At 58.2% G+C, this 13,771-nt stretch carries 13 protein-coding genes; 5 read left to right on the forward strand and 8 right to left on the reverse strand.

Annotated features, from left to right (window positions below; all coding sequences use genetic code 11):
* The first annotated feature begins 6 nt into the window (after positions 1-6).
* Both TM1040_RS02095 and TM1040_RS02100 read left to right on the forward strand, forming a co-directional pair.
* On the forward strand, positions 7-699 hold the full coding sequence (locus TM1040_RS02095) for a response regulator transcription factor (RefSeq protein ID WP_011536950.1): 693 nt from the start codon (positions 7-9) through the stop codon (positions 697-699).
* Entirely contained in the window at positions 684-2,258 is a 1,575-nt protein-coding gene (locus TM1040_RS02100; RefSeq protein WP_166485494.1) for a sensor histidine kinase, read from the forward strand. Before TM1040_RS02095 ends, TM1040_RS02100 begins: the two co-directional genes overlap by 16 nt.
* On the opposite strand, the gene TM1040_RS02105 is transcribed toward TM1040_RS02100, so the two are convergent.
* Complete coding sequence (locus TM1040_RS02105; RefSeq protein ID WP_011536952.1) at positions 2,240-3,340, reverse strand: alkene reductase; 1,101 nt, start codon at positions 3,338-3,340, stop codon at positions 2,240-2,242. The two genes, TM1040_RS02100 and TM1040_RS02105, sit on opposite strands and share 19 nt — an antisense overlap.
* Positions 3,341-3,460: 120 nt before the next feature.
* Here TM1040_RS02105 and TM1040_RS02110 point away from each other — a divergent pair, with 120 nt between their 5' ends.
* Positions 3,461-4,360, forward strand: coding sequence for a LysR family transcriptional regulator (locus TM1040_RS02110; RefSeq protein WP_011536953.1), 900 nt, complete (start codon positions 3,461-3,463; stop codon positions 4,358-4,360).
* A 74-nt stretch (positions 4,361-4,434) separates the two neighbouring features.
* Here the strand turns inward: TM1040_RS02110 and TM1040_RS02115 are convergent, their stop codons facing one another.
* Positions 4,435-5,331, reverse strand: coding sequence for a LysR substrate-binding domain-containing protein (locus TM1040_RS02115; protein WP_011536954.1), 897 nt, complete (start codon positions 5,329-5,331; stop codon positions 4,435-4,437).
* A gap of 107 nt (positions 5,332-5,438) precedes the next feature.
* Between TM1040_RS02115 and TM1040_RS02120 the strand changes: the two genes are divergently transcribed.
* Positions 5,439-6,281: an FAS1-like dehydratase domain-containing protein gene (locus tag TM1040_RS02120; RefSeq protein ID WP_011536955.1), complete on the forward strand. Its 843-nt coding sequence runs from the start codon at positions 5,439-5,441 to the stop codon at positions 6,279-6,281.
* Between the two features lie 152 nt (positions 6,282-6,433).
* Here TM1040_RS02120 and TM1040_RS02125 read toward each other — a convergent pair whose 3' ends face one another.
* The 3 genes from TM1040_RS02125 to TM1040_RS02135 form a co-directional block, all read right to left on the reverse strand.
* Positions 6,434-7,222: an ATP-binding cassette domain-containing protein gene (locus TM1040_RS02125; RefSeq protein ID WP_011536956.1), complete on the reverse strand. Its 789-nt coding sequence runs from the start codon at positions 7,220-7,222 to the stop codon at positions 6,434-6,436.
* A 1-nt stretch (position 7,223) separates the two neighbouring features.
* Positions 7,224-8,345 carry an ABC transporter permease gene (locus TM1040_RS02130; protein WP_011536957.1) on the reverse strand — a complete coding sequence of 374 codons (1,122 nt, stop codon included), beginning with the start codon at positions 8,343-8,345 and terminating at the stop codon, positions 7,224-7,226.
* Between the two features lie 73 nt (positions 8,346-8,418).
* Complete coding sequence (locus TM1040_RS02135) at positions 8,419-9,369, reverse strand: sugar ABC transporter substrate-binding protein (RefSeq protein ID WP_011536958.1); 951 nt, start codon at positions 9,367-9,369, stop codon at positions 8,419-8,421.
* A 186-nt stretch (positions 9,370-9,555) separates the two neighbouring features.
* On the opposite strand from TM1040_RS02135, the gene TM1040_RS02140 reads away from it, so the two are divergent.
* The gene (locus TM1040_RS02140) at positions 9,556-10,560 is read left to right on the forward strand and encodes a LacI family DNA-binding transcriptional regulator (protein ID WP_011536959.1); all 1,005 of its coding nucleotides are present in this window, start codon (positions 9,556-9,558) and stop codon (positions 10,558-10,560) included.
* On the opposite strand, the gene TM1040_RS02145 is transcribed toward TM1040_RS02140, so the two are convergent.
* The 3 genes from TM1040_RS02145 to TM1040_RS02155 are packed head-to-tail and all read right to left on the reverse strand — an operon-like array spanning position 10,557 to position 13,719.
* Entirely contained in the window at positions 10,557-11,690 is a 1,134-nt protein-coding gene (locus TM1040_RS02145) for a Gfo/Idh/MocA family protein (protein ID WP_011536960.1), read from the reverse strand. The genes TM1040_RS02140 and TM1040_RS02145 overlap by 4 nt on opposite strands.
* Positions 11,691-11,702: 12 nt before the next feature.
* Entirely contained in the window at positions 11,703-12,596 is an 894-nt protein-coding gene (locus TM1040_RS02150; RefSeq protein ID WP_011536961.1) for a TIM barrel protein, read from the reverse strand.
* A 19-nt stretch (positions 12,597-12,615) separates the two neighbouring features.
* Positions 12,616-13,719 (reverse strand): Gfo/Idh/MocA family protein, encoded by a 1,104-nt coding sequence (locus TM1040_RS02155; protein ID WP_011536962.1) that lies wholly within the window; start codon positions 13,717-13,719, stop codon positions 12,616-12,618.
* Between the last annotated feature and the right edge of the window lie 52 nt (positions 13,720-13,771).

Genomic DNA, 13,771 nt, shown 5'->3' on the forward strand with positions numbered 1-13,771 from the left:
ATTTTTATGTCCGCACGCATTCTTGTTGTCGATGACGATCCCGACATTCTCGAGGTGACGCGGTTCGCCATTGAAAAGGCCGGGTTTGAAACCTGCTTTGCCAGTGATGGGCTTGCGGCCATTGCCGCGCAGCGGCGAGACGCGCCCGATCTCGTGGTGCTGGATATCGGGCTGCCGGAAAAGGACGGACTCGAAGTCTGCCGGGACATCCGAAAATCCTCAGATGTGCCGATCCTGTTCCTGACGGCGCGGGATGAAGAGATCGACCGGATCGTAGGGCTGGAGCTTGGCGCAGATGATTATTTGACCAAGCCCTTTTCACCGCGAGAACTGGTCGCCCGCATCAAGGCCATACTGAAGCGCAGCACACCCAGCATCACCCAACTCCCCACGGCATTGACACATGGCGCATTGGAGTTGGATGCCGAGCGCCACCAATGCGCCTTTGCCGGCGTGCCCGTATCTTTGACCGGCTCCGAGTTTCGTTTGCTGAAAGTCCTGATGACGCGCCCAGACCTTGTTCTGACCAGAGCACAGCTTGTGGAGGCGCTCTATGGGTTTAATATCCATGTGTCGGACCGCACCATCGACAGCCACATTCGCAACATCCGCGCAAAGATGTCAGAGGTCGGCTGCACCGAAGCAGTGGTCACCGTACATGGCGTAGGCCTCCGGATGGGCGCATGCCAGCAGACATGATCCGCAAGTGGCGCCCGCGCCTCTGGACTGTTGTCCTCCTGGTGCTGGCAATTGTGCTGTGCCTTCCGATTGCCGGGCTGATCCTGTTTCGGTTCTATGACAATCAGTTGGTGCAACAGACCGAAGAAAGCGTGCTGGCGCAGGCTGCGGTGATGGCGGCCACCTATGCAGACCTTTACAGCGAGGCTGCGGGGCTCGCCCCGCCAAAGCCAAAGCCCGTGTCGGCGCAAGACGCCATCTTTCCGTCGCTGTCAATCAACAGCGCCACCGTCTTGCCACCTCGTCCCGACGCGGCCAACCCGTCAACATCAGTGACTGCAACTTACCAGCGCCTCGCACCGCAACTCTCTCGGATCGCAAGTTCAGCGCAAGCGCAAACACTTGCGGGCTATCGCTTCCTTGACACGCAAGGCAATGTGATTGCTGGGACCGCCGAAATTGGCCGCGATCTGGGCCACGTCAGCGAAGTCCGTGCCGCCCTTGATGGTCATGTCGTTTCTGTTGCGCGCACGCGGGTGCGAGACAGCAGCCCGCCTGCGCTTTATACGCTCAGCCGTGGGGCCAGAGTGCGCGTCTTTGTGGCAATGCCTGTACATGTGAACGAGGCTTTGATCGGGGCGGTCTATGTCAGCCGTACACCCAGCCATATTTTTCGTTTCCTCTATGGGGAGCGCTTCAATTTGCTAAAGGCCGCTGCCTTTGTTGCACTGTCTACCACGCTGATCGGATATGTGTTCTGGCGCTTCATCACCCGCCCCATCCGACTGCTGAAAGAGCGTAGCCAACTGGCCACCCAAGGCAATCACGCCTTTGAGGCACCAGATCATCTTGGCACGCGCGAGATCGAAGACCTAAGCCTCAGCTTCAAATCGCTGACCGAGCGGCTGCAGAACAATCGCGATGCGCTCAAGACGTATACGGCCCATGTCACCCACGAATTGAAATCACCCCTCACTGCACTGAAGGGCGCAGCAGAGCTCTTGCGTGACGATGATCTGAGCCAGAGCCAGCGACATCGGTTGCTCGACACGATCGAGAAAGGCGGCACACGCATAGAAGATCTGCTGGCCCATATGCGTGCCTTCAGCCTTGCGGACCAACAAGCGATGTCCGGGCGCTGTAGTCTTGAGCAGATCCAAGATCAGATCACGCAGGCGTTTCCCGCTCTTAGTATCATGATCGAGAATGGCTCTCTTGGTCTACCATCAGAGGCCACCACACTCTCCATCCTGTTGACGCATCTTTTGCAAAACGCACAGCAACATGGCGCAAAAACCGTCAAACTACGCACAGCGCACACAAACGGATCAATCACCCTGCGGATCTCGGATGACGGCGCGGGGATCAGTGCGGGCAATGCCGACAAGATCTTGCAGCCTTTCTTCACCACCCGACGCGACAGTGGCGGAACAGGGATGGGACTCAATATCGTGAAATCGACAGTGGAGGCCCTTGGCGGGCACTTGTACATTCTACCGCAAGACACGGGCGCAGGGTTCGAGTTGGAGTGGCCCAACGCCACCCCGTCACTGGATCGAACTCAAGCTCCCGGCGCATAGGGCCCATAGGTTGTATAGCCCTGATGATCGCCGCCAAAAAGCGTCTCGCTGTCAAATGCGGACAGCGGCAAATCCTGGGCAAAGCGATGCGGCAGATCGGGGTTGGCGACGAACGCACGACCAAAGGCCACCACATCCGCCAGACCAGCGTCCAAGATCACCTTGGCCCTTTCTTTGTCGTAGCCTCCGGCGACAAGGATGCTGCCGGAAAACACCTCACGCAGAGCCGCGCGAAAGGCGCGCGGTGTTTCAGGAGCATCATCCCAATCGGCCTCGGCGATATGGATATAGGCGATCCCGATACGCGCCAGCGCTTTGGCCATCTCAAGAATCGTCTCGGGCGCGCTGGGATCGTCCATTCCACGCTGGGTGATAAAAGGCGAGATCCGCAGCCCGACGCGATCCGCACCGATTTCCGCTGCGACGGCCTCGACCACCTCGATGGCAAACCGGATGCGGTTCTGCACGCTGCCACCGTAGCGGTCCTGCCGTTTGTTCGAACTGGAACGTAAGAACGCATCAATCAGATACCCATTGGCTGCGTGGATCTCGACGCCATCAAACCCGGCCACCTTTGCATTGCGCGCAGCCGCAGCATAGTCCGCAACAACCTCCGCGATCTCGGTCGTCTTCAGCGCACGTGGCACCGGGCATTCCACCATGCCGGCCCTGTTGGTTTTGGGATCGACGACCCACACGCTTGCATCTGGTGCTATCGCCGAAGGGGCGACAGGCAGCCCATCGGCATGGAACATTCCGTGGCCCATCCGGCCAACATGCCAGAGCTGGTTCACAATGCGTCCGCCTGCCTCATGAACCGCCTGCGTAACCACGCGCCATCCTGCGACCTGATCATCGGAATGAATGCCCGGCGTGAAGGAATAGCCTTGTCCTTGGCGGCTGATCTGGGTGGCTTCTGTGATGATAAGCCCGGCACTGGCCCGTTGAGCATAATACGCCGCCATCATGTCGTTGGGGAGGTTTCCGGGCTGGTCCGTCCGGCTGCGCGTCATTGGAGCCATGGCAATCCGGGACGGAAGCGAAAGCGCGCCCACTTTTATGGGGTCAAAAAGGGTGGTCATATGTCTGGTCCTTCGATGCCTGATCGTTTTGGCCGTTTCCTTGATGAAACCAAGATGCAGATTGCGGATCCGTAAGATAATTGGCTAAAAATCAAAATTATAATTCGGACAAGGCGAATAATGCTGTTAGATAATCTCTCTCTGTTTCTCCGCATCGTGGAGAAAGGCGGGCTCGCAGCTGGCGGGCGAGAACTGGGACTGTCACCGGCGACCGTCTCGGAACGCCTCGCTGCGCTTGAAGCCCACTTCGGCGCGCGATTGCTCAACCGCACAACGAGGTCCATCAGCCTGACAGTAGAGGGCCGCGAACTCGTCCATGGCGCCCAGCGGCTGCTTGCGGAAACAGAGGAACTCGAGTCGCGGATCCGCCTTGGGACTCAACAGATTGCCGGGCCGATCCGTGTCAGCGCGCCATCGGATTTGGGGCGCAACCGGCTTGCCCCAATCCTAGACAGGTTCCTAGAGCAGAACCCAGAGGTCTCGATCGACCTCCATTTGAGTGATGGTTTTGTGGATATGGCGACCATGGGGCTGGATATGGCGATCCGCTATGGTGAGTTGGCGGACAGCAGCCTCATCATGCGTCGACTCGCGGACAACGCGAGGATTGTCTGCGCTGCACCAAGCTATCTGGAGGCCAACGGCACCCCAGGCGATCCTTTGGATCTGGCGCATCACAACTGCCTGTTGATGCGGTTTGGATCGGATGTGGATCGCGCCTGGCCCTTTGACATCGATGGGCGCAGGAAACGCGTTGTGGTGCGTGGAAACCGCATCGCCAATGATGGTGATCTGATCCGCCAATGGGCTCTGGAGGGGCGCGGGATCATGCGCAAGTCGCAATGGGATGTGCAGCAGGACCTCGCAGAGGGGCGGCTTGTGCCACTTCTGCGGAACTTTGAGGTCGAGCCGATCCACTTGCAGGTGGTAATGTCGGCGGGAAGACCTCAGCCGCGCCGGGTGCGCGCCTTGCTTGATACCATCGTGGCAGAGTTTCAGCCCTCTCGCTCGGACAGTTGATTGGAACGCGCATTTCAACGCTAGAAATGCACCTGCTTTGCTCTGCATAGCGCCCGTACGGCACTCAAGCTTCTTCAGACTTCGGCACCGCCTGCTTCTTTCTCTACCAGCAGATCAATGAGCCTTTGCGCGGATTGGGGCAGATCGGCCCAGCGACGCACTAGGATAGAGCGATCTCTTACGGCCCAGTCGTCCGCCAAAGCCAGCAACGTGATGTCCATGGTCTGCAGGTGGCGCAGCGCGGCAGACTCCGGCACGACCCCGATCCCAACGCCTGCCTCGATCAGGCGACACATGGCTTCAAAACTGCGCACCTGAATTCTGAGTTGGCGATCAAACGCTGAACGACGCAACTGCCGACGCAGGAAATCGAGCAAAGTGCTGCCATCGTGAAGCGCGATATGCTCAAATGCCAGGGTTTGCTCCAGGGAAACCTGATCATGATGGGCCAAATGATGCCCGGAAGGAACCGCCAGCATCAGCCGGTCCGTCGCAAAACGCAGTCGCTCCAAACCATCACGCCCTTCGGTGCCAGAAATGATCCCGATATCCGCAGTCCCATCGGCCACAGCACGGATGATCTCTTGGGTCAGTCGCTCCTGGAGATCGACCCGAACGCCCGGATGGTCCGCCAAAAAACGCGCGAGGATCGCGGGCAGGAATTCCGTCACTCCTGTCGTGTTGGCATAGATACGCAAGTGTCCCATCTGAGCATTCGTCATGTCATCCGTGAGGAAATCAAACTGTCGTAGGACAAGGCGTGCATGCCGCAACAAGGCGTCACCCGACGGTGTCAGCTCTACCCCTTTGTTCTTGCGCACAAGGAGTTGCTGGCCAATCTCTTGCTCCATGGCTTTGATGCGGGCGCTGGCAGCGGGCGGCGACAGGAAGGCACGCGCAGCACCGTGGGTCAGGTTGCCGCACTCGGCGATCATCACAAAAAGCCTCAGGTCCGCAAGTTCGATGTTCATTTGCATTCACCTTTGAAAAACACAGCATTCATGAAATGCGAATTTTCTGAATTCAAGACCTGTGCAAGGATCACGCAGATACCTGACACAATAGAGGGCAGAGGCAGATGGACCGTCTGGCAGATTGGATCGGCCGAACAGAAACCCGCACCGAGTGGATTGCGCCTTTTCCTGCCAACGCACTGGCGGCAACGCTTGATTGCTCCGGCACGGAATATGGAGAGGACTCCGAACTGCCTCCGCTCTGGCATTGGATGCATTTTCTGCCAATCTACAAGCTATCAGAAGCCGGGTATGACGGGCATGCTGCCCTGGGTGGGTTTCTTCCGCCAGTGCCTTTGCCACGCCGGATGTGGGCGGGCAGCAGATTGCAGTTCCATGCCCCACTGCGGATCGGGCATGTGCTCACCAAGAAATCGACGGTTCAATCGGTGATTGCCAAGAAAGGCCGCAGTGGCCCCTTGGTCTTTATCACGGTCAGGCACCTGATATTTGATCAGGACACCCTTGGCATTGATGAAGAACACGACATCGTTTACCGCCAAGAACCCTCGCCCGACGCACCGGTGCAAAAACCATTGCCCGCGCCAGAAACCTCTGACTTTTCACGCGAAATCACTCCTGATCCAGTTCTCCTGTTTCGCTATTCAGCGCTGACATTCAACGGGCACCGGATCCACTACGACCGGCCCTTTTGCACCGTCTCCGAAGGATATAGTGGCCTCGTCGTGCACGGCCCGTTGCTTGCTACGCTCCTTCTGGATCTATTGCGCCGAGAACGTCCCAGTGCAACGGTCACGGGGTTTGAATTTCGTGCGCTCTCTCCGGTTTTTGACAATGATCCGTTTTCGGTACACGGCGCCATTGGCGAGGATGCGAAGACCTACAGCCTCTGGGTGCGGCGCGCGGATGGCGCGTTGGCAATTAAAGCCGAGGCGCGCGTGATATGACCTGAACACCAAATCTGGTCTTTCCCCTACATATCGTGATCAACAGATAAGTAGGACACATAGAAAAGGCGGGACGTTGATGTCCCACCTTTTCTTTGGCCTATCCAGAGAGATCTTCGTGGCGAGCGTTCACCCGCCTGCAAAACCTCTGATTAGACGGTTCCGCCAAGACTGCCTTCGAGCGCGACGAGCTCCTGTCCGCCCGCCATCAGATCTTGCAGTTCTTCGGGGGTAATTTGCCCGCGCTGCGCGGTCCCCAATGTCTGACCTCGGTTTAGCACAGTGAAACGGTCCCCTACTGCAAGCGCATGGCGCACATTATGGGTGATGAAAACCACTGCGATACCTTGCTTGCGAACCTTGTCGATGGTGGCGAGCACATTTGCAGTCTGGCGCACACCTAGCGCCGATGTGGGCTCATCGAGGATCAGCACCTTGGCTCCGAAATGTACCGCGCGCGCGATGGCGACCGTCTGACGCTCCCCACCCGACAGGGTGCCCACGGCCTGATCCGGGCCGCGCAGGTTGATCCCCATCTTGCGCATCTCATCCATAGTCACTTGATTGGCGTAATCATGGTCAAAGAAGTTCAACGGCCCGATCTTCTTTGTTGGCTCGTTGCCCATAAAGAAGTTCCGGCTGACGGACATCAAGGGGATCATTGCCAGATGCTGGTGCACCGTTGCAATGCCAGCCGAGATCGCATCGCGAGGGTCGCCGAAACTCATGGGCTTTCCTTCAAAGTAGATCTCGCCATGGGTCGGCTTGTGGACGCCGGACATGGTTTTGATGAAGGTCGATTTGCCCGCCCCGTTGTCGCCCAACAGACAATGACATTCACCGGGGAAGACCTCGAGAGAAACGCCAGCCAAAGCGATAACGCTGCCGAAATGCTTCTCGATATTCTTCATCTCGATGATGGGTGCGTGTTCGGATGCCATTTTAGCGCTCCCCCGTGATGATGCGACGGATATAGGTGTTCAGGATCACGGCGCCCAAAAGGATCACTCCGAGGAAGACGCGGAAGAGACTGCTTTCAACGCCTGCGAAAAACAGACCCTGCTGGACCACGCCAAAGATCAGCGCCCCAAGAGCCGCGCCCAGAACAGAGCCATAGCCCCCCGTCAGCAACGCGCCCCCGATGACCACGGCGATGATGGCCTCGAACTCTTTCAACAGACCACGGTCTGCGCCCGCAGAGCCGAACTCCATCACCTGACAGACCGCAAATACGGTGGCGCAGAAGGCGGTGAACATGAACATGAGGATCTTGACCTTGTTCACTGGCACACCCGAGTTGCGGGCAGCCTCCGCATCTCCACCGGCGGCAAAGATCCAGTTCCCGAACTTGGTCTTGGTCAGCAGTATATGGCCAAAGAGGATCAGCACAATCGCCCAGATGATCAACATCGGAACGCCATCCACAACGGGCTGGCCCTGCCGGGTGCCGCGTTCAAATGTCGCGATGAGGCCCGCTTCCCCCATCCACTGAAACAGACCTGTCAGGACTTTGCCCCCAAAAATGGGAGCAAGCCAGTCGCCCTCTGCCGCATCCTTGATCCCACCAATAATCGTTTTGCGCTCAATCACTTGCGGCAGAAAGATCGCAAAACCGCGCAGGATGAACAGGAAGGCCAGAGTCACAATAAAGCTGGGCAAGCCTGTGCGGATCACGATGAAGCCGTTTAGCGCGCCGATTGCGACGCACAGCACAAATGTGAGCATGATCGCCATCCAGACCGGCCAGCCAAGCGTCACGCTAAAGATCGCGATCAACATACCGGCAAAGCCGATCATCGAGCCGACCGATAGGTCAAACTCGCCTGCGATCATCAGCAGGCACGCGCCAACGGCGATAATCATGAACTGTGCCGAGACCGTCGCCCAGTTCATCATGCCCTGGCTGTTGAACATGCCGCTGTCGAAGGCGAACAAAAGGAAGAACGTGAACACGGCGACGGTGCCGACCATGCCGCCAAGCTCCGGGCGGATCAAGGCTTCGCGGAGGCGGGATCGGGATTTGATCCTCTCGTCGACCGCGGTATCGGTGGATGCGTTGGACATGGGTGCCTCTAAGCTCCGTTGTCAGGATAGAGAAAGGGCGGCCAAATCGCTCCGGCCGCCCTTGGGAAGGAAATCAGCGATACTCGCCTGCAAACTGCTCGATCTTCTCGAGACCATCGGCGGTTACAAAGCCGGGACCAGAGTTGATGTTGTTGCCGGGCAGGACGCCATAGCGGTGGTAATTCGTCATGACCACAACCGGCAGGTAAGCCTGGAGGAAAGGCTGCTGGTCAATACCCCACTGGATGACACCGGATTGGATGCCTTTGACGATTTCGCCGCCCAGATCGAAAGTGCCGAAGTAGATGTCACCCGCCATGCCGTTTTCTTCAAGCGCCAGGAGCGTTGGGTCGGCACTGGTCGGCCCCAGGGTCAAAACAGCGTCGGTGTCGGGATTGGCCGAAAGATAGGCCAGCACACGGTTCTTGATTTCAGCCGGGTCCTGACCCGCGTCAATCATTTGCGTACCGAGCTCCACCCCGAGACCATCCGCGAACCCCTGGCAACGATCCTGCGAGGAAGGTTGTACAATATAGTGGTTCACACATAGGAAGCTCTCGACACCGTCGCCTTTGGCGCGCAGACCCGCAGCGTAGCCCGCGTCGTACTCCGGCTGCCCCACATACATCAAAGCCCCGACAGAGCGTGCCTGATCCGGGGTGCCCGTGTTCATGATGATCACGTCCACGCCACTGTCGACCGCCGTTTTGATGGGACCGGACAACACGTCATAATCTGCCAGCGTGGTGATAATCCCATTCGGGCCTGATGCGGCCGCCTGCTCGATGATCCGCGCCATATCGGCTAAATCGCCCGTAGGCGGGTTGCGGTATTCCACTTCGACGTCCATCTGCTCGCCGGCCAGTGCGATGCCGTTCTTGATCGTATTCCACCAGCTGTCGCTGTCAGGCGCGTGGCTGACCAGGATGTATTTCTCCCCTTCGGCTGAGACCGTCGTGGCCACCATCAGGGGCGCTGCGGCAACAACCGCCGCCAGCGCAAATTTCTTTGTCAATGAAGTCATGATTTCCTCCCCAAATTCACCTTGCTTCTGGTGCGAGAGCGGTCCTCCCCGCCTCTCCGACTCAAGATTAACCACATCCCAATCCACTTTGCAACCGGTTGCAAAATTTTGTGGAGCATTTGATACTGCGGGAACCTTGTAAACCCGCTACAAGGAACAGACAGGTTAGCTAAGAAGGCAAACGGGATGGCCGTTACGTTGAAAGAGGTTGCAGAACGTGCGGGGGTTTCCCGTTCTGCTGTATCGCGCACCTTTACCGACGGGGCCTCTGTGTCCGACAAGATGCGGCGCAAGGTTGAAAAGGCCGCCCGCGAACTGGGCTACAGCCCAAATGCGCTGGCCTCATCGCTGACAACAGGGCGCACCAAGCTGATCGGGCTTGTCTCGAACAACTTTCACAACCCCATCTTTCTCGAGGTCTTTGATCTCTTCACGCGCGGCCTTCAGGATCGGGGCTTGCGTCCATTGCTTGTGAACCTGACCGATGAAACAGACCCCGAGCATTCTGTGAATATGCTGCGCCAGTATTCCGTCGATGGGGTGGTTGTGGCCTCGTCCACGTTGCCCCCGGGGTTTGCCAAGGCCTTTCGCGACGCAGGCGTGCCCGTGGTTCATAGTTTTGGCAGATCATCCTCGGCGCCTCAGGTGCATGTTGTTGGGATCGACAACGTTGAATCGGGGCGCATGGCGGCACGCGCGCTCATTGCGCGGAACTATACGCATGTGGCCTTTATGGGCGGTCCGGAAACTGCGACCTCCACGCAGGATCGCCATGCAGGCTTCATGTCGGAAATGTCCAAACACCCCAACATCCGGGCGACATACTCCTTCGCCGAGGCCTATTCCTTTCAGGCGGGACGCTCCGAGATGATGAGGCTTCTACAGGCTGGGCCTGCCGAGGCGTATTTCTGTGGCGACGACGTCCTCTCGATTGGTGCGCTCTCGGCCATCTCAGACAGCGGCCTCAGCGTACCGAAGGACATCGGCATCATCGGATTGAATGATATGGAAATGGCTGGTTGGGAGAGCATCGACCTGACAACGGTTCATCAGCCGATCCGACAAATCGTCTCTTCATCCATTGAATTGATGGTGGCGATGCTCGATGAGCCGGACCGCTATCCCGAGGCCCGCATCTTTCCCTGTTCGATTGTCGAGCGGGGCACATTGCGCCCCGCCCCCAAAACCTAGCGAAACATCGGTGGGCGCGCGTCCATCCATTCACCGCCAGCCTTGGCCGAAGACACCGCAGTGTGAACCGCAGCCATGGAACGCACTCCGTCCGCCGCATTGGGCAAGCCATCTCTGGCCGCCCCGGAAATTGCGTCGGCCAGATCGCAATAGATATTGGCCACCGCCAGTGGAAAGCCCTCAGGGTGGGCAATCGCAACGCGGCTGAGACGTTGCGCCTCCTCATGCAGACCTGCTTCGCCCTTCTCGATGACCTGTGTGCGCCCTCCGACGGGCGTATAGATCAACTGGTTTGGTTGTTCAGACGCCCAACGCAGCCCCCCTGTTTCCCCAAACACCTGAATGTCGAAACCATGCTGGCGCCCGATGGCCACGGACGACGTCCAGAGCCGGCCTACGGTGCCGCCTTCGAGGCGGAAGTTGACCATCGCGTCATCCTCTAGCACCCGCGAAGAAATCGTAGAGGCAAAGTCCGCCGAGAGCCGCTCCACCTCATCACAGCAGATAAAGCTGGCCATGTGCAGAGCATGAATGCCGCAATCCGCGAACTGTCCGGACACCCCAGCCATTTCAGGGTCATAGCGCCACCTCACCCGAGGATTATCCGCATCTGTGGCATCCCCGTGATGACCGTGGCTAAAGTTGGTGACAACGAGGCGGATCTTGCCAATTTCTCCAGCACGCACCATTGCGCGGGCTTGCCGCACCATCGGATAGGCTGAATAGCAGTAGTTCACGGCACAGATCTTACCGGATTTCTGCGCAATTTTGACAATCTCCTCGCCCTCTTCCACCGTCATGGTCATCGGTTTTTCGCAGAGCACGTTGAAACCGGCCTCGAGGAAGTTCTTGGTGATCTCAAAGTGCGTGGCATTTGGCGTCGCGACAGTCACCAGATCAACACGGTCCTCACGACCACGCTCACCATCGAGCATTTCGCTCCAATCTCCGTAGGCGCGATCTGCGGCAATGCCGAGACTCTGCGCATAGGCCCGACCGACATCGGCGCGATGATCCAAGGCCCCGGCCGCGAATTCAAAACGCCCATCTGCCAATGCTCCCAAACGATGCGCCGGGCCAATCTGGCTGCCTTCACCGCCGCCGATCATGCCCCATTTCAGTTTCGTCATGGCTGCATCTCCTCAGTTGAAGCCGATCGTTTCGAGATATTCGCGGTTCTTCAGTGCGTCTCCAACCGGATCCGGATCAAGGGTCGGGTCGCAGTCCTGCTCAACCGTACACCATCCCGCAAATCCTGCCTCCAAAAGCACCTGACGCACCGCCGGAAAATCGACATCCCCAAGGCCCAGATTGCAAAAGATGCCCTGCCCGCATGCCTCGTAAAAACCGGTGCGATTGGCGATAACCTCCGCCTTTACCTTCGGGTCTATATCTTTGAAATGCATGTAGGAAATCCGACCAACATGGCGCTTCATAAACGCAACCGGGTCAAACCCTGCATAGGAGTGATGACCGGTGTCGAAACAGATCTTCAAAAGCGATTCATCCACCTCACTCAGAAGGCGCTCCAGCTCGGGTTCAAAGTCCATAAACCCAGCAGCATGCGCATGGATGCCCACAGTCAGACCGTATTCTTCAGCCCCGATCCGAGCACTCTCTGCGATGCGGTTTCGGTAGGCGGTCCATTCGGCTTTGTCCATCTGCTCAGCCTCTGCCGCGCGACCCGCGGTTGGCGCGCGACGTGGCGAGATCGAATCGATCAGGACAAGATGCTGCGCACCATGCGCTCTCAATGCGCGCGCAGTACGATGGGTGGCATCCACGACATCCTCCCACGCCGCTGGATCATGGTACGCGCGAAAAACCACGCCACCGATCAGGTCGAGATCATGCTCGGCCAAAGCCTCCCCAAGCTCCACAGGATCCTCGGGCATGAAACCCACGGGCCCCAGTTCTATCCCCTTGTACCCTGCCTCAGCACAGTCCTTCAGGACTGACCGCCATGTCGGATTGCGCGGATCATCCGCAAATTCGACACCCCACGAACAGGGGGCGTTGCCAATTCTGATGCTCATCGTCTTGCGTCTCCGCTACTTAGAAATCTTTGATATCTTTCCAGGTTTTGCTCTCGGATGCGGCCAGCCCCGCAGCGATTACCCGGTTTACGTCATGCCCGTCGCGAAACGTGGGCCACTGCGCTTCACCGGTCTCGATCGCGCGCAGGAAATCCCGCGCCTCAATGATGATCTGGTCCTGATAGCCCGTTCCGTGCCCCGGCCCCTGACAGAAAGGTTCGTAATCCGGGTGGGCGGGACCAGTGAGGATCTTGCGGAATCCTCGCTCTGCTTCTGGACCTTCCATACGATAGAGCCACAGCGCGTTCTGATCTTCTTGATCAAAGCGGATCGCACCTTTTGTTCCTGTGATCTCATAGGCATAGCCCATCTTGCGTCCTGTCGCGATGCGGCTGAAATACATCTGCCCCATGGCCCCGTTCTCAAAGCGGCACATCATCTGAGCGTGATCGTCATTTGTGACCTGGCCGCCCGGTCGTTCTTTGTGAACGGTTTCAACCTCAGCCATGACACGCGCGATCGGTCCGATCAGTGCCAGTGCCGCATTGACCATATGTGGCGCCAAGTCCCCCATGGTTCCATTTGCCATGCCACTGGTTCGCCAGCTCGCCGGGGTCTCGGGGTTAGCATAAAAATCCTCGGTGTGTTCGCCGCGGAACCAGGTGATCTCACCAATGTCACCGGCAGCAACCAGGGCGCGGGCAAATTGGCTCGCAGGGGTGCGGATGTAGTTGAAACCCACCATATTCGCGACTCCGGAGGCTTCGGCGGCCGCGACCATGGCTGCACTGTCCGCGAGCGATGCACCCATGGGTTTTTCACACAGCACCGGTTTACCCAACGCAAAGCATGCCTCTGCGATCTGACGATGAACCTCTTGTGGCGTAGCAATGACTACCGCTTCCACGCGTGGATCGTGAACAAGCTCTCTCCAATCCGCGGTCGCACGGGCAAAACCATAGGCCTGCCGATAGCGCTCGGCACTATCTGGAGAAGAAGCGCAGACCATTTCCAAGCGAGGGCGAAGAGCCGTGTTGAAGACCGCTCCGACCGCGGCCATGGCCACCGCATGCGCCTTGCCCATGTAGCCACCCCCAAGGATACCGATACCGATTTCCGACATGCGATTTTCCCCTCCCCTGTGAAAACTGTTTGCAACCGGTTGCAAAATTCGT

It is taken from the genome of Ruegeria sp. TM1040 (genome assembly GCF_000014065.1).
Classification (GTDB): Bacteria; Pseudomonadota; Alphaproteobacteria; order Rhodobacterales; family Rhodobacteraceae; genus Epibacterium.